The sequence below is a fragment of the Microbacterium sp. NPDC055988 genome (assembly GCF_042269505.1).
In the GTDB taxonomy this organism is placed as follows: Bacteria; Actinomycetota; Actinomycetes; order Actinomycetales; family Microbacteriaceae; genus Microbacterium.
Genome location: NZ_JBHJXY010000001.1, coordinates 746,654 through 772,379, shown reverse-complemented (window position 1 = coordinate 772,379; position 25,726 = coordinate 746,654). Strand labels below are relative to the sequence as shown.

Here is a 25,726-nt window from a genome sequence, read left to right as displayed (position 1 = left end):
GCTTAGGTCAGTTCGTCGCGGCGGCCAGGAGGCTGTACGCGGCCTGACCCGCGAAGAACAGGACCAGGAAGCCGAGGAGGGCGGCGGCCAGCGAGAGCCGTCCGTCGAATCCCTCGATCTCGGCGATGCCGATCTTGCGCGCGCGGAACGCCAGGACGAGAGTGGCGACGCCGAGGGCGAGCTGCACCCACGGGCTGCCGAGACCGATGACCTTCGGGAATGCGATCAGCAGGCCGCCGATCACGCCCGTCGCGAGCCCGATCCAGGTGAGGATGCGGACGTTGCGGCGGGCATTCTCGGCAGACATGCTCTCGAGCCTATCCGGGTCAGGCCCCCGTCAGGACGAGCCAGAGCAGCGCTCCGTTGAGGGCGATCAGCAGCACCGAGGCGAGGACGCCGGCGGCCGTCGTCCAGCGGCGGTTGACCCAGGCGCCGAGGGTGCGCCGCTGCGCGGTGAGCACGACCAGGGGGATGAGGGCGAAGGGGATGCCGAACGAGAGCACCACCTGGCTGAGCACCAGGGCGAGTGTCGGATCGAAGCCGATTCCGAGGATGACGAGCGCGGGGATCAGCGTGACCAGACGACGGGCGAGCAGCGGGATGCGCACATGCAGCAGGCCGTGCATGATCTCGGCGCCCGCGTAGGCGCCCACCGAGGTCGAAGCCAGACCGGAGGCGAGGAGCCCGACGGCGAAGAAGGTCGCCACGACCGGGCCGAGCCCCGCGGCGAGCGCGGCGTGCGCACCCTCGAGCGAGTCGGTGCCCTCGACGCCGGCGAGGTTCGCGGCCGCGAGCAGCAGGATGCAGAGGTTGACGGATCCGGCGATCACCATCGCGATCGACACGTCCCAGCGGGTGGCGGTGAGCAGCCGGCGGATGCGCGAGGTCTCGGTGCGCACGGCCTCCTCGCCGGCGTGGGCGGTCGTGGCGCCGAAACGGTCGCGGGCGAGCGAGGAGTGCGCGTAGATCGCGTGCGGCATGATCGTGGCGCCGAGGATGGATGCGGCCAGCAGCACGGAGCCGGTGTCTTCGAAGCGCGGAACCATCCCGCCGAGCACCCCGGCCGGGTCGGGAGGTGCGACGAAGACGCCGGCCACGAAGCCGATCGTGATGATGGCCATGAGCCCGATGATCACGAACTCGAACGGGCGCGCGCCGCGCCGGCTCTGCACCGTGAGCAGGATCATCGAGACCGCGCCGGTGATGAGTCCGCCCAGCAGCAGCGGCACGTCGAACAGCAGGTTCAGGGCCACCGCGCCGCCGATGACCTCGGCCAGGTCGGTGGCCATCGCGACGAGCTCGGCCTGCAGCCAGTATGCGCGGCGGGCCCACGGCCGCTTCAGCCGTGCGCCCAGCACCTCGGGGAGGCTCTGCCCGGTGACGACGCCCAGCTTCGCGGAGAGGTACTGGATCAACCACGCCATGACGTTGCCCGCGAGCACGACCCACACCAGGAGGTAGCCGTACTGCGCGCCGGCGGTCATGTTGCTGGCGACGTTCCCGGGGTCGAGGTACGCGACACCGGCGACGAGGGCGGGTCCGAGCAGCCAGAGGCTGCGGGGTGCGCTCGCCCGAGGTGCGGCGGGGGCTGTCATCGCGACGGAGGCATTTTTAGGCACACCGAAACCGTACCGCATTTTTCGGTCGGCCTAAATAACTTCTCGACTCGTGCGGATGGTTGGATCCGCGGCCTGGATGCGACCCGATCGCGCGATTCGAGAGTGTCTCCCGCGGCGATAGCCTGGCGGGATGGATGACGCCGCGCCGAACAGCACGAACCCCGACGTTCCGGCGGACGCGGTGAGCACGGGATCGATCGCTCAGCCCGGGTACGGTGTCGGCCCCTGGCCCGGCGGGGAGGCGGCGTGGCCCGAGGGTGAGCAGTACGACCCCGAGCTCCTCGCCGAAGGCGACACCCGCAACGTGATCGACCGCTACCGCTACTGGCGGATGGAGGCGATCGTCGCCGACCTCGACACCCAGCGGCATCCGTTCCACGTCGCCATCGAGAACTGGCAGCACGACATGAACATCGGGTCGATCGTGCGCAGCGCCAACGCGTTCCTCGCCGACACCGTGCACATCATCGGCCGCCGTCGCTGGAACAAGCGCGGGGCCATGGTCACCGATCGCTACCAGCACGTCGTGCACCACGAAGACGTCGAGACCTTCGCCGCCTGGGCCGCGGCCGAGGGCATCCCGATCATCGCGGTCGACAACGTCGAGGGTGCCGTGCCCGTGGATCGCGCCGAACTCCCGCAGCGCTGCGTGCTCCTGTTCGGCCAGGAGGGACCTGGACTCTCCGCCGAGGCGCTCGCCGCCGCAACCGCCCATATCGAGATCACCCAGTACGGCTCGACGCGTTCGATCAACGCCAGCGCCGCGGCTGCCGTGATCATGTACGAGTGGTGCCGCAGGTACGCCGGCTGATCACCGCCGGAACCCCTCGACAGGCCGTGGCTGCGGGCGTAGCGTATGTGCCGATCAAGGAGGTCGACATGGCAGTCGTCACACCCATCCGCCCATTCCTCTGGTTCGCCGACAGGGCGCAGGAGGCGATGGAGTACTACGTCTCGGTGTTCCCGAACTCGTCGATCGACAGCGTGACCTTCTATCCGGATGAGAACCTCAGCGAGCACTTCGAGGGCATGACCGGGAAGGTCATCAACGGCGAGTTCACTCTGAACGGCACGCGATTCGGCTGCCTCGACGGGGGTCCGGAGTTCACCTTCAACGAGGCCGTCTCCTTTGTGATCGAGTGCGCCGACCAGGACGAGATCGACCGCTATTGGCAGGCGCTCTCCGCGGTGCCGGAGGCCGAGGCGTGCGGCTGGTGCAAAGACCGGTTCGGCGTCAGCTGGCAGGTGGTCCCCGCCGGGCTCGACCTTCTGCAGCAGCGGCCGGAGCAGATCCAGGCGCTCATGCACATGAAGAAGATCGTGATCTCGGAGCTCGAGATCGCCTGAGCTCGCGCTCCTCGGCGGCGGGGACGAACAGCGCGGTCAGCCTCGGTCGATGCCGAAGAGGTGGCGGTAGATCGCGTTGACGTCGCGATCCAGATGATCGATGCGCCCGTGCAGGGCGTGGAACTCCGTCCGCACGCTGGCGAACTCGCTTCCGATCTCTTTCCGCACGCCTTCGAACTCTTTCCGCACGCCATCGAACCCGTTCCGCATCATGCGCAGGAACATCGTCGAGATCAGCGTGATGGTTCCGAACATTCCCGCGGCGAAGACGCCGATCAGAGTCCATACCTGTGGTTCCGTCATCCCCAGCATCCCTTCAGTGTCCCCCGATCATCGTCGAGGGCGCCAGGGTTTCGGGGCGTAGTATTCCGCGGATTCCGGAGGGTTGGGAGAAGCGGCGATAGAGCGGATCGGTGCAGTGCCAGACGCCCCGGCGTCAGACGGTCGCCGCGAGCCAGCGCCCGGATCGCACGCGCCAGCCGAGAGTGCCCAGACGCGCGAGCAGATAGACGCCGAAGAACGCGACCGCGAGCCAGACGAGCCCCGCCGTGCCGTCGACTCCGGTCGCGGCGATGATCCACAGCGCCGGCAGGAACGGCACCAGGTTCAGGCCGCCGGCGATCGCGAGGTAGCGGGCGTCGTTCGCGCCCATGAGCACCCCGTCGAGCACGAAGACCACCCCGGCGATCGGCTGCGCGACGGCGAGCACGAGCAGAGCCGGCTGCACGAGTGCGGCGATCTCCGCCGAGCCTGTGAAGACGATGCCGAGCACTCCGGAGAGGGCGGCGATCAGTCCCCCCACGGCCACGCCGAACCAGGCGCCCCAGGCCACGGTGCGTCCGAGCACTCGGTGCACCTGCTTCTCATCACCGGCCCCGAGCTCCTTGCCGATGAGCGCCTGGGCGGCGATCGCCAGGGCGTCGAGCGCGAACGCCGCGGCGGAGAAGATCGTGAACACGATCTGCCACCCGGCCAGCTCTTCGGTGCCGATGCCGGTGGCGATGCCCACGGTCGCGAGCAGGGCGACGCGCAGGCTCACGGTGCGCAGGAACAACCACCCGCCCGACGTGGCGGTGCTGCGCATGCCGGCGCGCTGCGCACGGAGCGACGCGCTGTGGCGGGTGGCCAGGCGACGCACGACGAGAGCGTACGCGGCGACCATGCCCCACTGCGCCGTCACGGTGCCGGCGGCGGAGCCCGCGATACCCCACCCGAGTCCGTAGATGAAGAGCCAGTTGAGCAAGGCGTTCGCGCCGAAACCGAGCCCGGCGATCCACAGCGGCGTCATGGTGTCCTGCATGCCGCGCAGCAGCCCGGTCGCGGCGAAGACGATGAGCATGGCCGGCAGGCCCCACATCGAGATCACCAGGTACTCGTTGGCCTGGGCGGCGACGGCATCGCTCGCGCCGAACAGGGAGACCAGCCACGGCGAGGAGACCGCGCCGACGACGGCGAGCACCGCGCCGAGTCCGAGCGCGAGCCACATCCCGTTGATGCCGACGGAGACAGCCTCGCCCGGTTGCCCCGCCCCGAAACGACGCGCGACCGCCGGGGTGGTCGAGTAGGCGAGGAACACCATGAGCCCGACGATCGTCTGCAGCACGGCTCCCGCGATGCCGAGGCCGGCGAGCGGAGTCGTGCCGAGGTGGCCGACCAGCGCGGCATCCACGATCAGGAACGCGGGCTCCGCGATCAGCGCGCCGAGCGCCGGGACCGCCAGGCGCAGGATCTCTCGGTTGAGGGAGGGGCGCGCGGTCATCCTCCGAGCCTATGACCTGGTGCCGACGTCGGCCGTCCGCGCCCCCGAGAGCCGTCGTAGGGTGGAATGGAATCGGATGCCGCGGAGGTGCATCATGACGGATCCCCGGGAGGCTGCGGCGCGCTACCGCGCGAAGCAGCAGCACGACGAGGCTGCGGACGAGGAGTCGGGCGTCCCGCCGGGCGCCGGCGCCGCCGTCGACAGGGCCGCCTTCATCGAGACGGCGATCCAGGTGGCGATCCGTCGCGGCGAGTTCGACGACCTTCCCGGCGCGGGCAAGCCGTTGGAGGGGCTCGGCACGCACCACGACCCCGATTGGTGGATCCGCCGCAAGATCGAGACCGAGAACCTCACCGGGCTCGGCCCGCCCGCCATCCTGCTGCGCACCGAGGACCGGGAGCTGAACGACCAGCTCGACCTGCTCGGCCGCGAGTCGGATGTGCGCGATGTGCTCGAGGACTTCAACAAGCGCGTGCGCGAAGCGCGCCGTCAGCTCCAGGGCGGGCCACCTGTCGTGACCGAACCGCGGGACGTCGATGCCGAGGTGGTGGCCTGGCGCGAACGTCGGGCCGCACGACCGGCGGCCGTCTCCGTGCCGGAGCAGCGGCGCCGACGCTTCGGCTGGCGACGCCGCTGACGTCCGTTGCACTTCCCGCGGTGAAATGCGCCTCGGTCTGCCGGATGCCGCGAATCCGGCCGACTGAGGTGTGATCGGCTGATGGGAGCGCAGGGAATCGGGCCGAAGTCCGAGGGGCGTCCTAGGCTGGTGCGCATGACTGACGTTCTTCCCGTGGGCCTCGCCCTTGATGAGTTCAGCTCCGACATCCGCCCGCAGGACGACCTCTATCGCCACGTGAACGGCGCCTGGCTCTCGCGCACCGAGATCCCGGGCGACAAGGCGCGCTGGGGTTCGTTCCACCTCCTCGCGGAGCAGGCCGAGAAAGACGTCAGGGCGATCATCGAGGAGTCGCAGGATGCCGAAGAGGGCACGCTCGCCCGCAAGATCGGCGACCTGTTCGCGAGCTTCATGGACACCGACCGCATCGACGCCGCCGGTCTCGCGCCGCTGGTCGACACGCTCGCCGAGGTCGACGCGATCGACGGCATCCCCGCGTTCCTGCGCACGGTCGGCGCCTACGACCGCGACGGCCGCGCGGCCGTGATCGGCATGTACGTCGACGGCGACCCGGGCGACCCGGAGCGCTACCTGCCCGTGCTCATGCAGGCGGGTCTTTCCCTGCCGGATGAGAGCTACTTCCGCCTCGACACGTTCGCCGACACCAGGGCCGCCTACCGCGCGCACCTTGAGCGCCTGCTCGACCTCGCCGCGGTTCCGGATGCCGGGGCGAACGCCGACCGTGCCATCGCACTCGAGACCGAGCTCGCGGGGCACCACTGGGACAACGTGCGCAGCCGCGACGCCGTGGCGACCTACAACCTCAAGACCTGGGACGAGCTGCAGGAGCTCGCCGGTGTCGACCTGACCCCGTGGCGCGAGGCGGTCTCGCCGTCGAACCCCGCGGCCTTCGACGAGGTCGTGGTGTCGCAGCCCAGCTTCTTCGAGGGGCTCGGGTCGCTGCTCACGCCCGAGCGTCTCGACGACTGGAAGGCGTGGCTGCGGGCCAAGGTCGTGCACGCCGCCGCTCCCTACCTCACCGACGATCTGGTGCAGGAGAACTTCTCGTTCTACGGCACCGAGCTCACCGGAGTCCCGACGATCCGCGAGCGCTGGAAGCGCGGTGTCTCGCTCACCGAGGGCGCGCTCGGCGAGGCGATCGGCAAGGTCTACGTCGAGCGGCACTACCCGCCGACGGCGAAGGCCGCGATGGACGAGCTGGTCGCGAACCTGATCGAGGCCTACCGGCAGAGCATCACCGAGCTCGAGTGGATGACGGCCGAGACCCGCGAGCGAGCGCTCGCCAAGCTCGACTCCTTCACCCCCAAGATCGGCCACCCCGAGGTGTGGCGCGACTACTCGAGCCTCGAGATCGACCGCACCGACCTGTTCGGCAATGTGCGCCGGGCGTCGATCTTCGAGCACGACCGGCACGTCGACAAGGTCGGCAAGCCCATCGACCGCCTCGAGTGGCACATGCCGCCGCAGATGGTCAACGCGTATTACAACCCCTCGATGAACGAGATCGTGTTCCCGGCGGCCATCCTGCAGTATCCGTTCTTCGACGCGAGCCGTGATGCCGCCGCGAACTACGGCGGCATCGGAGCGGTCATCGGGCACGAGATCGGTCACGGCTTCGACGACCAGGGCAGCCGCTACGACGGCGACGGTCGACTCCAGGACTGGTGGACCGACGCCGACCGCACGGCGTTCGAGGAGCGCACCAAGGCCCTCATCGCGCAGTACGACGCGCTGGTGCCTGAGGGGCTGGATGCCGAGCACCACGTCAACGGCGCGCTCACGATCGGCGAGAACATCGGTGACCTCGGGGGTCTCGGCATCGCGCTCAAGGCATACGAGCTGTCGCTCGGCGGCGCCGAGGCGCCGGTCATCGACGGGTACACGGGTGTGCAGCGGCTGCTGCTCTCGTGGGCGCAGGTGTGGCAGCAGAAGAGCCGCGACGCCGAGACGCTGCGGCTGCTGACCATCGACCCGCACTCGCCGAACGAGTTCCGCTGCAACCAGATCGTGCGCAACATCGACGCGTTCTACGATGCATTCGGCGTGAGCGAGAACGATGCCCTGTGGCTTCCCGAGGCATCGCGTGTGACCATCTGGTGACCAATCGTCGCACTCGGTGAGGCATCCCCCGGCGGTGGGGTTACGATATCCCTGCCGCTGGGGAGCGCCTCCCCTCGGTATCCTGCAAATCCCCCCTCCTAAGGATCACGCGTGGGCGCTCTCGAGCCTGGTGAAGGGTTCCGCAACTCCTCGGCCCCGGAGTCTCTCGGCGGTGCGCCGGAGTCCGCCACGGCGGGCCGCCGCTCGCAGCGGACCAGTCGTCGCCTCCCGCGTCGAGCCGCCCTCGGACGCCGCTCCTTCACCGCCACCCTGCGTGCACTGGAGGGACTGGTCGATTCCGGTGCCCAGGTCTCGGTGCACGTCGTCGACCTCGACAATCACGTGCACGTGCTGGCCGGCGACGATCACGTGACCATGCCCGTCGCGGGGCTCGGCGTGGTGCCGCTGCTGATCGAGGTGGCCGCCGGTTTCCACAGCGGTGCCCTCGATCCGTTCGAGATCGTCGAGCGCGAGAGCGTCGACGCCGTCGAGAGCTCCGGTCTGTGGCGGCATCTGCACGCCCCGGCACTGCCGCTCGAGGATCTCGCCGTGCTGGCCGCGACCGCCGGCGATCCGATCGCCGTGAACGCCCTGCTGCAGAAGGTCGGCCACGAGCGGGTACGCGAGCGCATCGAGTCGCTGGGCCTGCGCCGTACGGCCCTGCTCGACCGCTTCCGCGACCGCCGCGGACCTGACGACGCGCCCCAGGTCGCGGTCGGATCGGCGCGCGAGCTCGCCGGTCTCTTCTCGGCCCTCGTGAACTCGCAGGTGGTCGATGCCGCGGTCAGCGCCCAGGTGTCGGAGTGGTTGAGCCTGAACCAGGACCTGAGCCTGGTCGCGGCATCCACCGGCCTCGACCCGTTCGCGCACGATCACGACGCACACGGGCTGCTGTTCGTGAACAAGACCGGCCGCGACCGCGGGGTGCGTGCCGAGGCGGGTGTGCTGGCGGGGCCGCGCGCCGGCGTGGCCTACTCGCTCATCGTCTGCTTCGACGACCTCTCGATCACGCACCGGCTGCGCGCGCACGATGCGTTCCGCGTGCTCGGCGTCGAGCTCATGGAGTACACGCACTGAGGTCACGCGCACGCCGCAACAGGCGATAACGCCAGAACAGGCGAGAACCTGAAGAATCTGCCTGATCCCGCCGGGTTGCCTGTGCTCGCTAACATCGGGGGATGCCGAAACCCGACTGGACCCCGCACCGCCGCGACGACGGAGAGCTGCTCGGCTGGATCCATCCGGCGGGCGATGACTGGATCGCCGTCGATGTGCTCGGTCGACCGGCATCCGACCCGACCGAATGGCTCGACGCCGAGGTGGCACTCGAGGAGCACGGCATCGCCTGGCTCGCCGACCCGTGGATGCTGGAGGGCGAGGGGGGCCGCGCGCTCCGGGTGCGCATCCTCGAGGTCACGCCCGACGAGGAGGGTGTGCCCGGTCGGATCGTGGTGAAGGTCGACGACTTCGGAGACATGACGCGTCCGGCGACCGCGCAGTTCGTGCTGGAGTGGCCGATCCCGGACCGGCTGCGCCCGCCGCGGGACGGTGATCCGGACCCGCGCACGATCCCCGGCTGAATCTGAGAGAGAGCAGAGCTCAGCCGGGGAGGGACGGATGCTGCTCGGAGCTGCGCTGCTTCGGGATGAAGAGCGACAGCACGACCGCGATGATCCCGGCGGCGATCGCGAGCCAGAAGCACACCTCGAACGCGGCGCGGGTCGGAACCGCGACTCCGTCGACGTCGATGCTCATCGCAGCGAGCACGCCGCCCATCACGGCAGAGGCGCTCGAGGTGCCGACCGAGCGGAACAGAGCGTTCAGGCCGTTCGAGGCGCCGGTCTCGTTCGCGGGCACCGACCGCATGATGATCATCGGCATGGCGGCGAAAGTGAAGCCGATGCCGATTCCGATGAAGATGTTCGCGATGAAGATGTGCCACACCTCGGAAGACCACAGCAGCACGAACACGTAGGCGAGCACGATCGCGCCGGCGCCGACCGTGAACAGCGGCCGAGGTCCGACCGTGCGCTCCAGCCAGCCCGACAGCGGCGAGATGACCATCATCACGAGACCGGCGGGCATGATCACGAGGGACGCCGCGAGCATGTCGAGCCCGAACCCGGCGCCGCCGACCGCGGGCATCTCGAGCAGCTGCGGGAACGTCACGTTCGAGGCGAAGAGCGCGAACCCCATGCCGATCGCGGCGATGTTCGTGAACAGCACGGCGGGTCGCGCCGCCACCCGCAGGTCGAGCAGCGGATCCTTGGTGCGCAGTTGATACCAGCCCCACACCAGCAGCACTGCGAGTCCGCCGAGGATGCAGGTGAGCGTCAGCGGCGAGGTCCAGCCCCACTGCGCGCCGCGGGAGACGAAAAGCAGGATGCCGGTGAGGCCGATCGCGAGACCGACGGCACCGATCACGTCGAGTCGGCCGGGGGAGCGGAGCACATCTTCGGGGATCACGGCCAGCACGAGCGCGAGGCCGACCACTCCGAGGGCTGCGGCGAGCCAGAACAGCATGTGCCAGTCGGCGTTCTGGGCGAGGAGCGCGGCGACGGGCATGCCGATCGCACCGCCGACGCCCATGGTGGCGCTCATGAGGGCCACCGCGGTGCCGAGCCGTTCGGGCGGCAGCACGTCGCGCATGATCGCGATGCCGAGGGGGACGACGCCCGTCACGGCGCCCTGGAGAGCGCGTCCGATGATCACGCCGATGATCGACCCGGAGACCGCGGCGATGACCGAGCCGAGGATCAGGATCGCGAGCAGCGCGATCACCACCCGGCGCTTGCCGTACATGTCACCGAGACGGCCCGAGATCGGGGTGGCGACGGCGGCGACGAGCAGCGTGATCGTGACGACCCAGGTCGTGTCCTCGCGGGAGGCGTTCAGCAGCTGCGGCAACTCGGCCTGCAGCGGAACGACGAGCGTGAACATGAACGAGGAGCAGAGCCCCGCGAACGCGAGAACCGCGACGATCGCCCACTTCGGCGGGGTTCGGGAGAGGCGCTTCCTGGCTCTGTCGTCGTTCGCACCCACCGGCCCAGGCTATCGGCGATCGACTGCTGCGGGGCCGTCGGGCCCTGGCTAGCATGTGGTCATGGTCACGAGCAGCGTCGCTCCGGACGATCCCGCCGCCCACCGCGGCATCTCCCGGCGTACCCAGTCCGACATCTACCGCGCCGGCATCAGCGGCACGAGACCCGCGGTGCCGATCGACGCCGTCGCTCTGAAGGCCGCCGCCCGAAAGGCGCTGAGTACCGAGGCCTTCGCGTACATCGCCGGGGGTGCGGGCGCCGAGCGCACCATGACCGCCAACCGCCGGGCGTTCGACCGCTGGCAGGTGTGGCCGCGCCCGCTGCGCGACGTCTCGACGCGCGACCTCGGCGTGGAGTTTCTCGGCAGGAGGCGCCCCACCCCGCTACTGCTCGCCCCGCTCGGGGTGATGGAGATGGCGCACGCCGATGCGGACCTCGCGGTCGCCCGTGCCGCGGCATCCCTCGGCGTCCCGTACACGCTGTCGAACCAGGCGTCGTTCCCGATGGAGCAGGTGGCGGATGCCGCGCCCGACGGCTCCCGCCTGTTCCAGCTCTACTGGTCGGCGTCTGACGACCTCAACCGATCGCTGCTCGCCCGCGCCGAGGCATCCGGCTGCGAGGCGATCGTCGTGACGCTCGACACGCATCTGCTCGGCTGGCGCACCCGCGACCTCGATCTCGCGTACCTGCCGTTCACGCGTGGGATGGGCATCGCGCAGTACACGAGCGATCCGGTGTTCCAGCAGCTGGTTCGTGAGCGCGCTGCCGCTCCGAAGGCCGACCCGCTGGGCGTCAAGGTCACCCCCAAGGCGGTGGGAGCCGCCCTCACCATCGCCCGGAAAGGTGCACCGCTCACGGGCGGCGGCTCCCTGCGTGACAACTTGCGCTCGCCGCTGCCGCGTGCAGCCGTCGAGACGTTCCTCGACGTGTTCTCCACCCCGGCGCTCACCTGGGGCGACCTGGCGAAGGCGCGGGAGTGGACGAGCCTGCCGATCATCCTGAAGGGCATCGTGCATCCCGACGATGCACAGGCCGCGCTGGATGCCGGCGTCGACGGCATCTGGATCTCGAACCACGGCGGCCGTCAGATCGACCGGTCGGTGCCGACGCTCGACGTGCTGCCCGAGATCGCGGAACGGGTCGCAGGGCGGGTGCCGATCATCTTCGATTCCGGCGTGCGCGGTGGAGCGGATGCCGCGATCGCGCTGGCCCTCGGAGCCACCGTCGTGGCTCTCGGGCGCCCCTACGCCTACGGCCTCGGCATCGCCGGAGAGACGGGCGTGCGGGAGGTCGTGCGCAACGTGCTCGCCGAGCTCGACATCACGCTCGGCCTCGCTGGGTTGACGTCCGTGACGCAGCTCGATCGCGACGCGCTACGGATGGTCTGATCGCGGTCCCGTTTCCCCGAACCGGCCGAGGAGGGGCAGACTGGGTGCGTGCGAACCATCCGTGACCTCGACACCGTTGAACTCATCCTCGACGCCCAGGGCCTGCTCGACTCCATCCGGGGTCCGCAGCGCGTGGTGGATGCCGGAACCCTGCGCGCCCTGCAGCAATCGGGCAACTACGTCGTCGGCTTCTTCGACGGCGAGGGCGAAGAGGAGCGCATGGTCGGCGCCTCCATCGCCTTCTTCGGCGAGCCCGCCCGACGTGCGATGCACTCGCACATCACGGCGCTGCTGCCGGAGTACCGCGGGCGCGGTTGGGGTCGCGAGCTCAAGGAGCACCAGCGGCAGTGGGCGTTCTCGCGCGATGTCGGTCGCATCACCTGGGTGTTCGACCCGCTGGTGGCGCGCAATGCGCACTTCTTCTTCTCGGTGCTGGGCGCGCGTGCGACCGGCTACTCCGTCAACCGCTACGGCATCTTCGGCGGCGGCGACGCGGGCGACGAGAGCGACCGCCTCGACGTCGAGTGGGCGCTCGCCGACATCGCGAAGCCCCCGGCCGACGATGCGGTCGTCGAGACCCTCGAGATCCCGGCAGACATCGAGGCGCTGCGCGTCTCCGACCCGGAGGCCGCCCACGAGTGGCGCCTCCGCCTGCGCGCGCAGATGGAGGGCCTGCTCGGCAGCGGGCTGAAGGTCGCCGGGTACGACAACGCGCGCGGCTACCTGTTCACCGCCTGAGCGTCATCGCACGATCAGAGCGGGAGGCGCTCAGCGCACCCCGCGCATGAGCTTCAGCACGGGCTTCACGCTCAGCAGCAGACCGATGCCGACGACGATGGCGATGCCGCCGAGGATCGAGAAGAACGGCACCTCGTCGTCGGGGTTGTAGAACTGCACGAGCCATCCCGAGATCGCCGTGCCGAGCGCGATCGACAGGAAGAACAGCGCGACCATCTGGGTGCGGAACACGGTCGGTGCGAGCTTGGTGGCGGCCGACAGCCCGACCGGCGAGATGAGCAGCTCCGCCACCGTGAACACGAACAGGATCCCGACGATCGCCAGCAGCGGCGTGGAGTTCGCCCCTCCGCCGGCGAACGGAAGGAACAGCAGGAACGCCGATCCCATGATGATCGCCGCGAGCGCGAACTTCACCGGGGTCGAGGGCTGACGTTTTCCGAGCTTGGTCCAGATCGCGGCGAAGACGCCGGACAGGATGATGATGAAGATCGGGTTGATCGACTGCACCCATGACACCGGCATCGTGAACCCGAACAGGTTCCGGTCCAGGCGCTGGTCGGAGTAGATCGTCAGCACCGTGAACTGCTGCTGGTACAGCGACCAGAATGCGACGCTGGTGATGAAGAGCGGCAGGAAGGCCCACACCCGGGAACGTTCGGTGGCGTCGATGCGGCGGCTGCCGAGGATCACCGAGAAGTAGGCGACCGCCGCCACGACCGTGACTCCGATCACCAGGGTGGCCAGGTTGTCGGGCCGGATCACACCGGTGAGCACCAGGACGGTGATGAGCACGATCGCGGCACCGGCGATGAGCCCGACCAGGAGATAGCGTGACTTCGGAAGCGGGTTCGGCACCTCCCGCGCCGAGGCGGGCAGCGCTTTGCGGCCGAACGAGTACTGGATGAGTCCCAGCGTCATCCCGATCGCCGCGAGCCCGAATCCGTAGTGGAAGCCGAGCGAGGACTGCAGGATGCCGGTGAGGATCGGCCCCAGGAACGCACCGAGGTTGATGCCGAGGTAGAACAGCGAGAAGCCGGCATCCCGACGCGGGTCTTCGGCGCTGTAGAGGCTGCCGACGACCGAGGTCGCATTCGCCTTGAGTCCTCCGGATCCGAGCGCCACGAGCACCAGGCCGACGCCGACGCCGACTGCGCCGGGGAGCAGGGCGAGAGCGAGATGGCCCGCCACGATCACCATCGCGCTGACGAACAGCACGCGCTCCGCGCCGAACAGGCGGTCGGCGAGCCAGGCGCCGAGGATCGTCGAGAGGTAGACCGAGCCTCCGTACGCGCCCACGATGCCGCCCGCGATCGCCTCGGGGATGCCGAGCCCGCCCTGGGAGACCGAGAAGTAGAGGTAGATGAGCAGGATCCCCTGCATGCCGTAGAAGCTGAAGCGCTCCCACATCTCCACGCCGAAGATGTGCACCAGGGCCCACGGTTGCCCGAAGAAACGGGTGTCGTCGTTGCGGGTATGCGGGGTCGGTGCTGCAGCGCTCATGCCGAGGACGCTACTCCGGCGCAGCCGCCGAGGCCAGCCGAGGCCAGGGAGCGCGCGGCAACCACGGATAGAATGAGGTGCCCGTGTTCACGGGTTTCCTCCCGCATCCGACCATTGGAGCCACCATGGCCGAACAGTCCCGCCTCGACAAGGTCATCGCCCTCGCCCGCCACCGCGGGTTCGTGTTCCAAGCGGGTGAGATCTACGGCGGTTCTCGATCGGCCTGGGATTACGGGCCCCTCGGCACGGAGCTCAAGGAGAACATCCGCCGACAGTGGTGGCAGACGTTCGTGCGCGGCCGTGGCGACATGGTGGGCCTGGACTCGAGCATCATCCTCCCCAAGCGCGTGTGGGAGGCGTCGGGTCACGTCGCCACCTTCACCGACCCGCTGGTGGAGTGCCTGCAGTGCCACAAGCGCTTCCGTGCCGACAACCTCATCGAGGACTTCGAGGCGCGCAAGGGCCGCAAGGCCGAGAACGGCCTCGCCGACATCCCCTGCCCGAACTGCGGCACCAAGGGGCAGTACACCGAGCCGAAGGCGTTCTCGGGTCTGGTGAAGACGTACCTCGGTGTCGTCGACGACGAGTCGGGCCTGTATTTCCTGCGCCCCGAGACCGCGCAGGGCATCTTCGTGAACTTCTCGAACGTGCTCACCGCGAGCCGCAAGAAGCCGCCGTTCGGCATCGGCCAGGTCGGCAAGGCGTTCCGCAACGAGATCACCCCCGGCAACTTCATCTTCCGCACCCGCGAGTTCGAGCAGATGGAGATCGAGTTCTTCACGCCGCCGGCCGAGGCGCAGGAGTGGTTCGAGCACTGGGTCGAGGCCTGCTGGAACTGGTTCATCGATCTCGGCATCGACCCGGAGAACATGCGTCAGTTCGACGTGCCGGAAGACGACCGCGCGCACTACTCGGCCGGCACGATCGACGTCGAGTACAAGTTCGGGTTCGCGGGCAAGGAGTGGGGCGAGCTCATGGGTGTCGCCAACCGCACCGACTACGACCTCTCCAGCCACAGTGAGGCGTCCGGCCAGAGCCTGACCTACTTCGACCAGGCCACGGGCGAGCGCTACACCCCGTACGTGATCGAGCCGTCGTTCGGCCTCACCCGCGCGATGATGGCCTTCCTCGTCGACGCCTATGTCGAGGAGCAGGTGCCCAACGCCAAGGGCGGCACCGACGTGCGCACCGTGCTTCGGCTCGACCCGCGCCTCGCCCCGGTCAAGGCCGCGGTGCTGCCGCTGTCGCGCAACGAGAAGCTGTCGCCCCTTGCCCGTGAGGTCGCCGACACGCTCCGCGGCTCCTGGGCCGTCGACTTCGACGACGCGGGTGCGATCGGCCGCCGCTACCGTCGCCAGGACGAGATCGGCACCCCGTTCTGCGTCACGGTCGACTTCGACTCGCTCGACGACCGTGCCGTCACGGTGCGCGACCGCGACACCATGGCGCAGGAGCGCGTCTCGATCGACGAGCTGCACGCCTACCTCGCCGAGCGCCTGCGCGGCGCCTGAGCACGTAGCATCCGGACCCCGTCGGCCTCTTACTGGCCGGCGGGGTCTCTTGCATCCAGGAACGGGTGGCTGGTAATGTCTCCGCCCGTGGGTACTCTGATCCGATAGATCGGGACGCCGCGTCGAGTCCTCTCCGCGGTGGGTCCTGAGCGAGCGCGTCGTCTGCATGGCGTGCTCGAGGTCCGTGTTCAGACGCGCATCCGATCGATGTGCCGTCCCGCGATGCTCCTCGGCGTCGCGGAGAGGAGACCTCATGTTCCCTGTACTCCCCATAGCAACTGTCCGCCCCCTGCCTTCCCGCTCGTCCGCCCACAGGGTCTGCGAGCTCCGCTGCGCGACCGTGCGCTTCGCCGATCGGATCGTGCTCGATCGCGTCGATCTCGTCGTAGGTCCGCGCGACCGGCTCGCGATCGTCGGAGACAACGGTGCGGGCAAGTCGACCCTGCTCGACCTGCTGGCGGGCGTGCTCACGCCGACCGGCGGCGAAGCGCAGCTCTCGATCCCCGGCGGTGTCGCGCATGCTGCGCAGGACCCGCGTGCTCCGGAAGGTGCGAGCGTCACGGAAGCCCTCGACGCCTTCCTCGACGAGCTGAGAGCGATCGAGCGCGAGATTCAAACCGGGTACGAGCGGCTCGCCGACGCGGAGGATGCCGAACTCGCGTCCGTCCTCGTCCGCCTCGAACGGCTGCTCGAGCACTTCGAGGCTCGAGGCGGCTACGACGTCGATCGACGCGTGGATGCGGCTCTCGATCAACTCGGCCTCGCTGCGCTCCGACGTGACCGCCCGTTCGCCTCGCTGTCCGGCGGTGAACGGGCCCGCGTCGCGCTCGCCGCAGCGCTCTCGTCGGAGGCGGAACTGCTTCTTCTCGACGAGCCGACGAACGACCTCGACGAGGACGCCCTCGTCTGGCTGGAGGACCGTATCCGGACCCATCGCGGTGCTCTCGTCGTCGTCACGCACGATCGCGCCTTCCTCGACCGATTCGCGAGCGACATCGTGCTCGTGGAGGGCGGTGGGCTGCGGCGCTACGGCGACGGCTATCGCGGCTACCTCACGGCGAGAGCCGTGGAGCGGCAGCGGATGGCCGAGCGTCACGAGGCGTGGAAGGCGGAACTCGCACGCCAGGAGGCCCTCGTCGCGACCAACGCGTTCCGGCTGGACGCGATTCCGCGCAAGCTCGAACTCGACGGGTTCGGTCACGGTGCCTTCCGCGCCCGCAGCCGCGACCACGGGGCGATGGGACGCATCCGGATGGCGAAGGAACGGATCGCACGGCTCCGCGCCGACCCTTGTCCGCCGGCACCCGAACCGCTGCGTCTGGCCGTGGACCTCCATTCGGAAACGGTGGAGGCCACCGGGTCCACGCAGCCGTTGATCGCCGTGGATGGCGTCGAGGTGCTCCAGCCGGCGTTGCGCATCGAGCGGCTGAGTCTGTCGGCGGGCGCGCGCTGGCTCGTGACGGGGCCCAACGGCGCGGGCAAGACGACCCTGCTGCGGCTTCTCGCGGGGGAGCGGATGGCGGATCGCGGATCGGTCGCGCTGCGCGACGGCATTCGCGTCTCGTGGCTGAGTCAGGAGGTCTCCCCGCCTCGGCCCGGCACTCTCTCGGAGGTCTTCGCCCGGTTGTCGGGAGTGCATCCGCACGACGCCGCGGAGACGCTGCTGCGCTTCGGGCTCTTCGTGGAGGACGACCTCGACCGCGAGATGCGGGCGCTCTCGGTCGGGCAGCGCCGCCGTCTCGATCTCGCCGCGGCGCTCGCCGACCCGGGAGACGTGCTGATGCTCGACGAGCCGTCGAACCACCTGTCGCCCGAGCTCGTCGAGCAGCTCGAGGCGGCGGTCGACGAGCACCCCGGCGCGGTCGTGACGGTCACCCACGACCGGCGGTGGATCAGCGGCGCCCGGAGTCGCGGTGCGAAGGAGATCCGTGTCGACGGCGGTCGCGTCGATGGAGAAGCGTGAGGCTACGCGTGCGCCGTCGACCCGGCGACCGCTCGCGCATACCGCTCGGAGAGCAGCTGCAGGCGCGGGAGCAGCTCGGGCGGGCTCTCGACGGTGAAGTCCATCATCAGCATCCCGATGTAGGCGGCAACGGTGTCGAGGCTGTCGGCGCCCGTGACGAGGATGCAGTGCTCATCGTCGACCGGTTCGACCACGCCGACCGCGGCGTGGATGCGATCGAGCACGGCCGAGGCCGGCGCCTCGATCCGGAGTCGGGCATGCACCTTCCACCCGCTCACCGCGATGGTCCGCATCGCGAATGCCGTGTAGTCGCCACCGGGAAGGGGCTGCGGATCGAAGCGCCGATGCGTCGGCATCCGCAGCTCCATCCAGTCGACACGGTACGTGCCCCACTCGCCGGTCTGCGGGTCGCGGGCCACGAGGTACCAGCGGCGCACCCAGGTGAGCAGCCGGTACGGCTCGACCAGCACGGGGGCGCCGTCGTAGTCGAAGCGCAGCCACTCCGCGTTGCGGATCGCGCTCGCGATGGCCTGCAGCGCCGCAGCGTCGACCTCGGGATCGGGGGCGTCGGTGTCGTTGTTCTCCGGGGCTCGGTCGACGCTCGAGCGGAGGGCGTCGACCGTCGGGCGCAGGTGCGAAGGCAGCACCTGCTCGAGCTTGGCGAGGGCCCTCGCGCCCGACTCGGCGACGCCGGATACGCCGGCCGCTGCGCGCAGCCCGACGGTGACCGCCACCGCTTCTTCATCGTCGAGGAGAAGCGGGGGCAGCTTGCCTCCCGCACCGAGCCGGTAGCCGCCGACGGATCCTCGGGTGGCGTCGACCGGGTAGCCCAGGTCGCGGAGCCGCTCGATGTCGTGCCGCACGGTCCGCGAGGAGACGCCGAGACGGGCGGCGAGGTCGCTTCCGGAGCGCTCGGGACCGGTCTGCAGCAGGGCCAGCAACGCGAGCAGGCGAGCGGTCGGATCGGCCATCGAGACTCCTCGAGAATGTCGCTTTCATTAGGAACAGATCCAACCTAATGGCCGCATACCTTCGAGATATGGAAAACACGACGCTCGCCTTCCGCCCCTTCACCGTCTCGGTCTCCACCGCCGAGGTCGCCGATCTCCAGGATCGCCTCGCCCGTACCCGCCTTCCGCAGCCCGCGCCGACGGATGATTGGGATGCCGGCACCCCCAACTCGTACCTCCGCGAGGCCGTCGCCGCGTGGCGCGACTTCGACTGGACCGCGGCCGAGGAGCGCATCAATGCGGTCCCGCACTTCACCACCGAGATCGACGGTCAGACGATCCACTTCATCCATGTGCGCTCGACCCACGAGGGCGCGACGCCACTGCTGCTCGCGCACACCTATCCCGGCTCGTCGATCGACTACCTCGACCTGATCGACCGGCTCGTCGACCCGGTGGCGCACGGCGGTCGTGCCGAAGACGCCTTCGACGTCGTGATCCCGGATGCTCCGGGCTACGGCTTCTCGCAGCCCCTGGCCTCGGCGGGCTGGACGGTCGCTCGGGTCGCCGCCGCCTATGACCGCCTCATGCGCGGACTCGGCTACGGGAGCTACGGCATCCACGGTTCTGACAACGGCGCGATGGTGGCCCGTGAGCTGGGACTGCTGGAGCCGGCGGGCTTCCTCGGACTCCACGTGCTGCAGCTGTTCTCCTTCCCCTCGGGGGACCCGGCGGAGTTCGAGAAGCTCGAGCCCGCCGACTACGCAGGCCTCGAGCACATGCAGTGGTTCCAGTCGGTCGGCGGGTACAACGCGATGAACGCCTCGCGCCCGCAGACGGTGTCGGTCGGGATCAGCGATTCCCCGGTCGGGCTGCTCGCCTACAGCGAGCTGTTCAACTCGTTCGGCAACGGCACCTCGCTCGTACCGCTCGAGTCGATCCTGCTCGAGGTCAGCGTGAACTGGTTCGCGAACGCGGCCTCCGGAATGAGCCGCAGCTACCTGGAGAACGCCAGGGCGGATGCCGCGGCAGAAGGTGCCGAGCCGCGGATCAACGCCGCACGGACGGGGGTTGCCGTGTTCGCCGACGACTTCCAGACGATCCGGGTCTTCGCCGAGCGCGACAACTCGAACATCGTGCACTGGAGCCGCTTCGACGAGGGCGGGCATTTCGCCGCCCTGGAGCGTCCGGATGTGCTGGCCGCCGACATCCGCGCGTTCTTCTCGCGGGCCTGATCTCCGGCCACGAGCCGACCCGCCCTCTTGCGGCCGACCCGCCCCCATACGTGCGCACGTATGGGGGCGGCTCGATGCGAAGGGGGTGGCTCGGCAGTCTGCTGGGTGTCAGCCCGTGACGGTGAGCTGCACCTCGGGGGTGCCGCCCGCTTCGACCCAGGCCAGCGAGCGTTCGAGGATGCCGCGGAGCACGTCGAGGTCGATCTGCTCCAGGTCCTTGATGTACAGGCATCCGACGCCCGTGGTGTGCGGGCCGAGTTCTGCCAGAGCCTCGGTGTGGGCATCGACGCCCTCGAACAGGTAGATCGTGGTCGCGGCCTTGCGGGGTGCGAAGCCGAGCAGCCCGCTGTCGCCCTCGGTGCCGGTCGGGTAGCGGTAGTGGCACGAGCCGAAGCCGATGATCGTGCCCCAGGTCTGCGGTTCGCGACCGGTGATCTCCTGCATCAGCGCGGTCAGCGTCTCGGCATCCCGACGGCGGACGGCAGGGGAGGAGCGGGCGATGAGGCCCGCGACGTCATCTCCGGTGGGCTTCATTTCGGAGCCTTCGCCGCGGCCTTCATGGCCTTCTTGTGCTCGCGCACCTTCGTGAGCGAATCGGGCGAGACGATGTCGGCGACGCTGCGGTACGAGCCGTCCTCGCCGTATGCACCTGCGGCCTCACGCCAGCCTTCGCCCGTGAAGCCGTACTGCTTGCCGAGGAGGGCGAGGAAGATCTTCGCCTTCTGCTCGCCGAATCCGGGGAGGGCCTTCAGCCGCTTCAGCACCTCGGGTCCGTCCGGGTCTCCCTCGGTCCAGAGGGCGGCGGCGTCACCGCCCCAGTCGTCGACCAGGGTCTGGCACAGCGTCTGCACGCGCGTCGCCATCGAGCCCGGGAACCGGTGCACGGCGGGGGTCTGTTTGAAGGCCTCGAGGAACTCGTCGTGGGCCATGCCGGCGATCGCGGCCGCATCCGCCGCTCCGGTGCGCTGTTCGATCTTGAGCGGACCGGCGAACGCGGTCTCCATGGGGACCTGCTGGTCGAGCAGCATCCCCACCAGAAGTGCGAGCGGGTTGTCGGTCAGGAGGGCGTCGGCGGCGGTGTCTCCGGTGATGTGAAGGGCCATGCCTCCAGTTTCGCACCCCGCGGTCGACGGCCGCACGTGGCACGGGGCCAGCGGTCATTCGCACGGCCATTTGCACGTGCTTCGGTCGTATGGGTGTGAAACGGCCGTGGGAAGTGCGGAAGGCCGCGGCAGGCGCTTCGTGCCAGGGACCACGCTTCGCACGGCCATTCGCACGTGCTTCGGCCGTATGGGTGTGAAACGGCCGTGGGAAGTGCAGAAGGCCGCGGCAAGCGCGAGCGGATCAGGCGGTGGCGACGTCGTCCGCGGAGGCCTCGGGCGCGATGCCGTACAGGGCGGCCAGAGCGGCGGTGAACTCGTCGGCGCGGCCGGCGGCGGCCAGCTCGTGAGCACGCACGGTCGGCGTGTGCAGGAGCACGCCCGAGAGGTGACGCAGAGCCTGCTCCACCTTGCCGTCTTCGTCGCCGCGCGCGCGGGCACGATCGATCTCACGCTCGAGCAGCTCGAAGATGTGGGAGCGCAGTGCCACGACCGACGGGGTCACGCTCTGGCGGGAGCCCACCACGTGGAAGGTCTCCGCGGCCTCGCGCACGACGCTGCGCGCGGCATCCGTCGCCTGAAGCTCCTCCAGCGGTGCGTGCAGGCGGATGGTCTCGAGGTCGAGCAGGGCGACGCCCTCGAGGGAGGCGACGGCGGGGTCGACGTTGCGGGGCATGCCGAGGTCGACCACGAGCCGATTCGAGTGGGTCGCTGAGCCTGTCGAAGCGCCGACCGGGCAGCCCACGGCGGCAGCGGCGATCGGAAGCTGCAGGTGCTCCGGGCCGAGCACGGGTTCGGTCGCGGTGGTGCAGGTGATCAGCAGGCTCGAGTGCGCGGCGGTCCGTGCGTACTCGTCGGCGGCGATGGGACGGATGCCGTGCTTCGCGGCGAACACGGCCGCGCGGCCGGAGGGCGAGTACACGGAGATGTCGACGGCACCGCGCTCACGCAGCGTGGCGAGGGTGACAGCGGCGTAGGCGCCGGTGCCGACCAGCAGCACGCGCTCGGCGGACCAGTCGGCGATGCGGCTGTCGGCGAGTTCCAGGGCGAGGCGCACGAGGGAGCGGCCGGCGCGCCCGAGGGCGGTGACGTTCTTGACCTTGCGCTGCGCCTGGCTTGCGCGCTGGAAGAGGCGCTCGAGCTCGGGCGAGGTGGTGCCGTCCTTGCGGGCGGACTTGAGCGCGCGGCGTACCTGCCCCGCGATCTCCCCCTCGCCCGAGACGACGGATTCGAGGCCGGAGGCGACGGAGAAGAGGTGCTCGGCCACGCGGCGGCCCGAGTGCACGGTGTAGGCGCCGTCGAGTTCGGCGGCGGGGATGCCGGTGGCGGATTCGACCGCCTCGATGACCGCTTCGACGCCGATGGCGCCGGCCGCGGTGAGCGGTTCTTCCATTTCCACGTACGCCTCGAACCGGTTGCACGTCGCGAGGACCACGGCACCCTGCACGCACGGCGTCATGCCCACGATGGTGGGAGCGACGTCGTCGGGGGTGCGGCTCAGGCGTTCGAGCAGTTCGAAGGAGGCGGTCTTGTGACTCGCCGTGACACACAGCAGCACAGATCGATTGTACCGGAGTGCGTGGCGGCCGGGATTCGACCGGGCGAACTCGGCGGTCCCACAAGGGCGGAATGGGAGGATGGAGGCATGGCCCTCTCCGACGCTCCGCTCCTGCGCGCCCTCGCAGGCTCCCGCCCCGCCCACGCTCCGGTGTGGTTCATGCGGCAGGCCGGAAGGTCGCTCCCGGAGTACCGCGACCTGCGCGTCGGCACGCGGATGCTCGACGCCTGCCTCACGCCCGACCTCGCCGCCGAGATCACGCTGCAGCCCGTCCGCCGCCACGGTGTCGACGCGGCCGTGTTCTTCAGTGACATCGTCATCCCCCTGCGCCTGGCCGGGGTCGACGTCGAGATCGAACCGGGACGCGGACCGGTGTTCGCGAACCCGGTGCGAACCGCGGCCGACGTCGACCGCATCACCGCGATCGATCCTGACGGCCTCGACGGCACGGCGATCGCCGAGGCTGTGCGCCTCGTCACGGCCGAGCTCGGCGACACCCCGCTGATCGGCTTCGCGGGCGCTCCCTTCACTCTCGCCGCGTACCTCGTCGAGGGCGGCCCTTCCAAGGAGCACCTGCGGGCGCGGGCGATGATGCACTCCGACCCCGACTCGTGGAACCGTCTCGCCGGATGGCTCGCGCAGGTCTCGCGCCGCTTCCTCGAGACCCAGCGCGATGCCGGAGCATCGGTCGTGCAGCTCTTCGACAGCTGGGCCGGCTCGCTGAGCACCGCCGACTACCGCGCGTTCGTCGCCCCGCACTCCCGCGCGGCGCTCGAGGGCATCGGGCTGCCGACGATCCACTTCGGCGTCGGAACGGGGCCGTTCCTCGCCGACATGCGCCTCGACGGCATCGCCGACGGCGTCGGGGTCGACTGGCGTCTGCCGCTCGACGAGGCCGCCGCCATCCTCGGACCGGACGTCACGGTGCAGGGCAACATCGACCCCGCGCTGCTCTCCGCGCCGTGGCCTGTGCTGGAGGCGCACGTGCGCGACGTGATCGAGCGCGGCCGCGCGGCCCGTGCGCACATCCTCAACCTCGGTCACGGCGTCCCTCCCGAGACCGACCCCGACCAGCTCACCCGCATCGTCGAGCTGGCCCACACCGTCTGACGGGAGAATCGACCGCATGACCTCTGAGCCGTCTTCTTCTGAGCCGTCTTCCGCCGAGCCGTCCGACCTCGCTGCACGCGCGGCCGAGAAGCACGTCGTCGTCATCGGCGGCGGCATCGGCGGACTCGTCGCCGCACGGGAGTGCGCCAAGGTCGGCATGCAGGTGACGCTGCTCGAGGTCGCAGACGAACTGGGCGGTGCGATCCGCCGGATCGAACTCGACGGAGTCGTCGTGGATGCCGGTGCCGAGAGCTATGCGACCAGGGGCGGCCTGGCGCGCGCACTGGTCGAAGAACTGGGACTCGCCGACCGTATCGTCGCGCCTCGGCCGGGCGGCGCATGGCTGGCCGGCATCCCGGGCGTCGGCGCGGCGCCCCTGCCCGTCGGCGGCATCCTCGGCATCCCCGCCAACCCGTTCCAGGACGACGTCCGCCGCATCCTCGGGTGGTCCGGCGTCTGGCGCGCCTACCTCGACCGGGTGCGTCCTCCGCTCACGATCGGGCACCAGCTGAGCCTGGGGAAGCTGGTCTCCTCGCGGATGGGATCGAAGGTGCGGGACCGCCTCGTCGCTCCCGTGACCACCGGCGTCTACTCCGCATCTCCCGACGACGTCGACATCGACATCGCGGCTCCCGGTCTCAATGCCGCGCTCACCCGCGTCGGATCGCTGTCGGGTGCCGTGCAATCTCTCCGGGATGATGCAGCGGCGAAGGCCGCAGACACGCAGGCCGCCGCGAAGACTCCCGGCGCTGCGGTCGAGGGGCTGACCGGCGGCATGAGCGGGCTCGTCGATGCGCTGGCCGACGACCTGACCCGCCTGGGCGCCGAGGTGCGCACCGGTGTGCGGGTACGGAGCATCCGGAAGACGGCGAAGGGCTGGGTCGTCGAGTCCGAGGTCGCGCCCGCGATCGCCCCGGACCCGGTGGGCGAGACGGATGCGGTGGTCGCCGAGCTGCACGCGGCCGAGGCGGTCGAGCCCGTGATCGAGGAGATCGCCGCCGACGCCGTCATCGTCGCCACTCCCGAGGCCGCCGCTCGCTCGCTCCTCACCGCCGCTGTCCCGGCGCTGAAGCACGCCGAGGCCGCATCCTCTCCGGAGATCGAGATCGTCACGCTTCTGCTCGACGCCCCGGTGCTCGATGCCGCACCGCGCGGCACCGGTGTGCTCACGGTGCCCGGCAGTCACACGGCCAAGGCGCTCACACACTCGACCGCGAAGTGGGCCTGGGTGCGGGAAGCGGCAGGTCGGCGACACCTCGTCCGGGTGTCGTTCGGGGCGCAGGGCGAGCCCGCTGCGACTGCCGCGCTGAGCGACGAGGCCGCGGCCGATCTGGCCCGGACCGAAGCCGCCACGATGCTCGGGGTCGCACTCGCCCCCGAAGCCGTGATCGCCTCGCACCGCGGTCGTTTCGTGCAGTCGCAGCCGGCATCGATCATCGGTTCCGGCGAGCGTCGCACCGCCGCGCGCGCGGCGGTGCGGGCTGTTCCGGGCATCGCGGCGGTCGGCGCCTGGCTTGCCGGCACGGGCCTCGCGCAGGTCATCCCGGATGCGCGCGACGAAGCCGACCGTCTGCGACGCGCTCTGTTGTGGGAGTGAGTGCACGCTCCGTGTCAACCCTCTGACCCATAGATGCCGAAATCGGCATACGGGGCTACGCTGGGAGCCTGGTCGCGGGGAGCGAAAGCCTGCGGGCCATCCAAGCCGGGCGAAGCAGGCCGGACAACCGGAACTAGGTGAGGAGACCCCATGAAGGGGAAGATCGGACTCGTCGTCGGACTCGGCGTGGGCTACGTCCTCGGCACCCGTGCCGGACGTGAGCGCTATGAGCAGATCAAGACGCAGTGGCTGAAGGTATGGGAGCTCGATCCCGTGCAGGAGCAGGTCTCCAAGGTCAAGGGCTTCGTCGGCGACAAGGCCGCGGCCGTGCCGGGCGCCCTCTGGACCGGCGTCGTGAAGGTGGCCAAGTCGGTCTCCGGCAACGGCACCCCTGGGCAGCGCCTCGACTCCGCCATCGCCACCGGCCGCGAGGCTGCGGAAGACCTGGCCGAGGCTACCGAGGAGGCCGTCGAGGCCGCGAAGGCGACCGCCAAGACGAGCAAGCCCGCCTCCAAGTCGGGCACCTCCACATCCGCTGCCTCCAAGTCCACACCCAAGAAGACCGGCGCCTGA

The 25,726-nt window shown here is 69.9% G+C and carries 24 protein-coding genes; 14 read left to right on the top strand and 10 right to left on the bottom strand.

Annotated elements, in window-relative coordinates:
• Positions 1 to 7: 7 nt before the first annotated feature.
• Together ACFC14_RS03870 and ACFC14_RS03865 are read right to left on the bottom strand one after the other, a co-directional pair.
• Positions 8 to 307, bottom strand: a complete 300-nt coding sequence (locus ACFC14_RS03870) for a hypothetical protein (protein ID WP_301112909.1) — start codon at positions 305 to 307, stop codon at positions 8 to 10.
• A gap of 19 nt (positions 308 to 326) precedes the next feature.
• The gene (locus ACFC14_RS03865; RefSeq protein ID WP_376101302.1) at positions 327 to 1,595 is read right to left on the bottom strand and encodes an Nramp family divalent metal transporter; all 1,269 of its coding nucleotides are present in this window, start codon (positions 1,593 to 1,595) and stop codon (positions 327 to 329) included.
• 154 nt (positions 1,596 to 1,749) lie between these two features.
• Between ACFC14_RS03865 and ACFC14_RS03860 the strand changes: the two genes are divergently transcribed.
• Both ACFC14_RS03860 and ACFC14_RS03855 read left to right on the top strand, forming a co-directional pair.
• A complete protein-coding gene (locus tag ACFC14_RS03860; RefSeq protein WP_376101301.1) occupies positions 1,750 to 2,430 on the top strand; it encodes a TrmH family RNA methyltransferase in 681 nt (226 codons plus the stop codon).
• A gap of 68 nt (positions 2,431 to 2,498) precedes the next feature.
• A complete protein-coding gene (locus ACFC14_RS03855) occupies positions 2,499 to 2,966 on the top strand; it encodes a VOC family protein (RefSeq protein ID WP_376101300.1) in 468 nt (155 codons plus the stop codon).
• 36 nt (positions 2,967 to 3,002) lie between these two features.
• On the opposite strand, the gene ACFC14_RS03850 is transcribed toward ACFC14_RS03855, so the two are convergent.
• Together ACFC14_RS03850 and ACFC14_RS03845 are read right to left on the bottom strand one after the other, a co-directional pair.
• Positions 3,003 to 3,269, bottom strand: coding sequence for a hypothetical protein (locus ACFC14_RS03850; protein WP_376101299.1), 267 nt, complete (start codon positions 3,267 to 3,269; stop codon positions 3,003 to 3,005).
• Positions 3,270 to 3,402: 133 nt separating this feature from the next.
• Positions 3,403 to 4,725: an MATE family efflux transporter gene (locus tag ACFC14_RS03845; RefSeq protein ID WP_376101298.1), complete on the bottom strand. Its 1,323-nt coding sequence runs from the start codon at positions 4,723 to 4,725 to the stop codon at positions 3,403 to 3,405.
• A 94-nt stretch (positions 4,726 to 4,819) separates the two neighbouring features.
• On the opposite strand from ACFC14_RS03845, the gene ACFC14_RS03840 reads away from it, so the two are divergent.
• The 4 genes from ACFC14_RS03840 to ACFC14_RS03825 all read left to right on the top strand — a co-directional run bounded on the left by ACFC14_RS03840 (position 4,820) and on the right by ACFC14_RS03825 (position 9,042).
• Complete coding sequence (locus ACFC14_RS03840; protein WP_376101297.1) at positions 4,820 to 5,362, top strand: DUF1992 domain-containing protein; 543 nt, start codon at positions 4,820 to 4,822, stop codon at positions 5,360 to 5,362.
• A gap of 135 nt (positions 5,363 to 5,497) precedes the next feature.
• Complete coding sequence (locus tag ACFC14_RS03835) at positions 5,498 to 7,462, top strand: M13 family metallopeptidase (protein WP_376101296.1); 1,965 nt, start codon at positions 5,498 to 5,500, stop codon at positions 7,460 to 7,462.
• Positions 7,463 to 7,573: 111 nt separating this feature from the next.
• Positions 7,574 to 8,539 (top strand): serine hydrolase, encoded by a 966-nt coding sequence (locus ACFC14_RS03830; RefSeq protein WP_376101295.1) that lies wholly within the window; start codon positions 7,574 to 7,576, stop codon positions 8,537 to 8,539.
• 101 nt (positions 8,540 to 8,640) lie between these two features.
• Positions 8,641 to 9,042: a hypothetical protein gene (locus tag ACFC14_RS03825; RefSeq protein WP_376101294.1), complete on the top strand. Its 402-nt coding sequence runs from the start codon at positions 8,641 to 8,643 to the stop codon at positions 9,040 to 9,042.
• 19 nt (positions 9,043 to 9,061) lie between these two features.
• On the opposite strand, the gene ACFC14_RS03820 is transcribed toward ACFC14_RS03825, so the two are convergent.
• Positions 9,062 to 10,504, bottom strand: coding sequence for an MFS transporter (locus ACFC14_RS03820; RefSeq protein ID WP_376101293.1), 1,443 nt, complete (start codon positions 10,502 to 10,504; stop codon positions 9,062 to 9,064).
• A 61-nt stretch (positions 10,505 to 10,565) separates the two neighbouring features.
• Between ACFC14_RS03820 and ACFC14_RS03815 the strand changes: the two genes are divergently transcribed.
• Positions 10,566 to 11,891, top strand: a complete 1,326-nt coding sequence (locus tag ACFC14_RS03815; protein ID WP_376101292.1) for an alpha-hydroxy-acid oxidizing protein — start codon at positions 10,566 to 10,568, stop codon at positions 11,889 to 11,891.
• Between the two features lie 48 nt (positions 11,892 to 11,939).
• Positions 11,940 to 12,629, top strand: coding sequence for a GNAT family N-acetyltransferase (locus ACFC14_RS03810; protein WP_376101291.1), 690 nt, complete (start codon positions 11,940 to 11,942; stop codon positions 12,627 to 12,629).
• Between the two features lie 30 nt (positions 12,630 to 12,659).
• Here the strand turns inward: ACFC14_RS03810 and ACFC14_RS03805 are convergent, their stop codons facing one another.
• The gene (locus ACFC14_RS03805; protein ID WP_376101290.1) at positions 12,660 to 14,129 is read right to left on the bottom strand and encodes a peptide MFS transporter; all 1,470 of its coding nucleotides are present in this window, start codon (positions 14,127 to 14,129) and stop codon (positions 12,660 to 12,662) included.
• A gap of 125 nt (positions 14,130 to 14,254) precedes the next feature.
• On the opposite strand from ACFC14_RS03805, the gene ACFC14_RS03800 reads away from it, so the two are divergent.
• The gene (locus tag ACFC14_RS03800; protein WP_376101289.1) at positions 14,255 to 15,640 is read left to right on the top strand and encodes a glycine--tRNA ligase; all 1,386 of its coding nucleotides are present in this window, start codon (positions 14,255 to 14,257) and stop codon (positions 15,638 to 15,640) included.
• A gap of 253 nt (positions 15,641 to 15,893) precedes the next feature.
• On the top strand, positions 15,894 to 17,603 hold the full coding sequence (locus ACFC14_RS03795) for an ABC-F family ATP-binding cassette domain-containing protein (RefSeq protein ID WP_376101288.1): 1,710 nt from the start codon (positions 15,894 to 15,896) through the stop codon (positions 17,601 to 17,603).
• A 2-nt stretch (positions 17,604 to 17,605) separates the two neighbouring features.
• Here ACFC14_RS03795 and ACFC14_RS03790 read toward each other — a convergent pair whose 3' ends face one another.
• On the bottom strand, positions 17,606 to 18,574 hold the full coding sequence (locus ACFC14_RS03790) for a helix-turn-helix transcriptional regulator (RefSeq protein WP_376101287.1): 969 nt from the start codon (positions 18,572 to 18,574) through the stop codon (positions 17,606 to 17,608).
• 68 nt (positions 18,575 to 18,642) lie between these two features.
• Here ACFC14_RS03790 and ACFC14_RS03785 point away from each other — a divergent pair, with 68 nt between their 5' ends.
• Positions 18,643 to 19,788, top strand: coding sequence for an epoxide hydrolase family protein (locus ACFC14_RS03785; RefSeq protein ID WP_376101286.1), 1,146 nt, complete (start codon positions 18,643 to 18,645; stop codon positions 19,786 to 19,788).
• A 108-nt stretch (positions 19,789 to 19,896) separates the two neighbouring features.
• Here ACFC14_RS03785 and ACFC14_RS03780 read toward each other — a convergent pair whose 3' ends face one another.
• The 3 genes from ACFC14_RS03780 to ACFC14_RS03770 all read right to left on the bottom strand — a co-directional run bounded on the left by ACFC14_RS03780 (position 19,897) and on the right by ACFC14_RS03770 (position 22,446).
• A complete protein-coding gene (locus ACFC14_RS03780; protein ID WP_376101285.1) occupies positions 19,897 to 20,322 on the bottom strand; it encodes a DUF1801 domain-containing protein in 426 nt (141 codons plus the stop codon).
• Positions 20,319 to 20,891: an HhH-GPD-type base excision DNA repair protein gene (locus tag ACFC14_RS03775; protein ID WP_376101284.1), complete on the bottom strand. Its 573-nt coding sequence runs from the start codon at positions 20,889 to 20,891 to the stop codon at positions 20,319 to 20,321. Before ACFC14_RS03775 ends, ACFC14_RS03780 begins: the two co-directional genes overlap by 4 nt.
• A gap of 241 nt (positions 20,892 to 21,132) precedes the next feature.
• Positions 21,133 to 22,446, bottom strand: coding sequence for a glutamyl-tRNA reductase (locus ACFC14_RS03770; RefSeq protein ID WP_376101283.1), 1,314 nt, complete (start codon positions 22,444 to 22,446; stop codon positions 21,133 to 21,135).
• A gap of 87 nt (positions 22,447 to 22,533) precedes the next feature.
• On the opposite strand from ACFC14_RS03770, the gene hemE reads away from it, so the two are divergent.
• From hemE to ACFC14_RS03755, 3 genes are all read left to right on the top strand, one after another.
• A complete protein-coding gene (hemE, locus tag ACFC14_RS03765; RefSeq protein ID WP_376101282.1) occupies positions 22,534 to 23,556 on the top strand; it encodes a uroporphyrinogen decarboxylase in 1,023 nt (340 codons plus the stop codon).
• A gap of 16 nt (positions 23,557 to 23,572) precedes the next feature.
• A complete protein-coding gene (locus tag ACFC14_RS03760; RefSeq protein ID WP_376101281.1) occupies positions 23,573 to 25,153 on the top strand; it encodes a protoporphyrinogen/coproporphyrinogen oxidase in 1,581 nt (526 codons plus the stop codon).
• A 150-nt stretch (positions 25,154 to 25,303) separates the two neighbouring features.
• Positions 25,304 to 25,726, top strand: a complete 423-nt coding sequence (locus ACFC14_RS03755) for a hypothetical protein (RefSeq protein WP_376101280.1) — start codon at positions 25,304 to 25,306, stop codon at positions 25,724 to 25,726.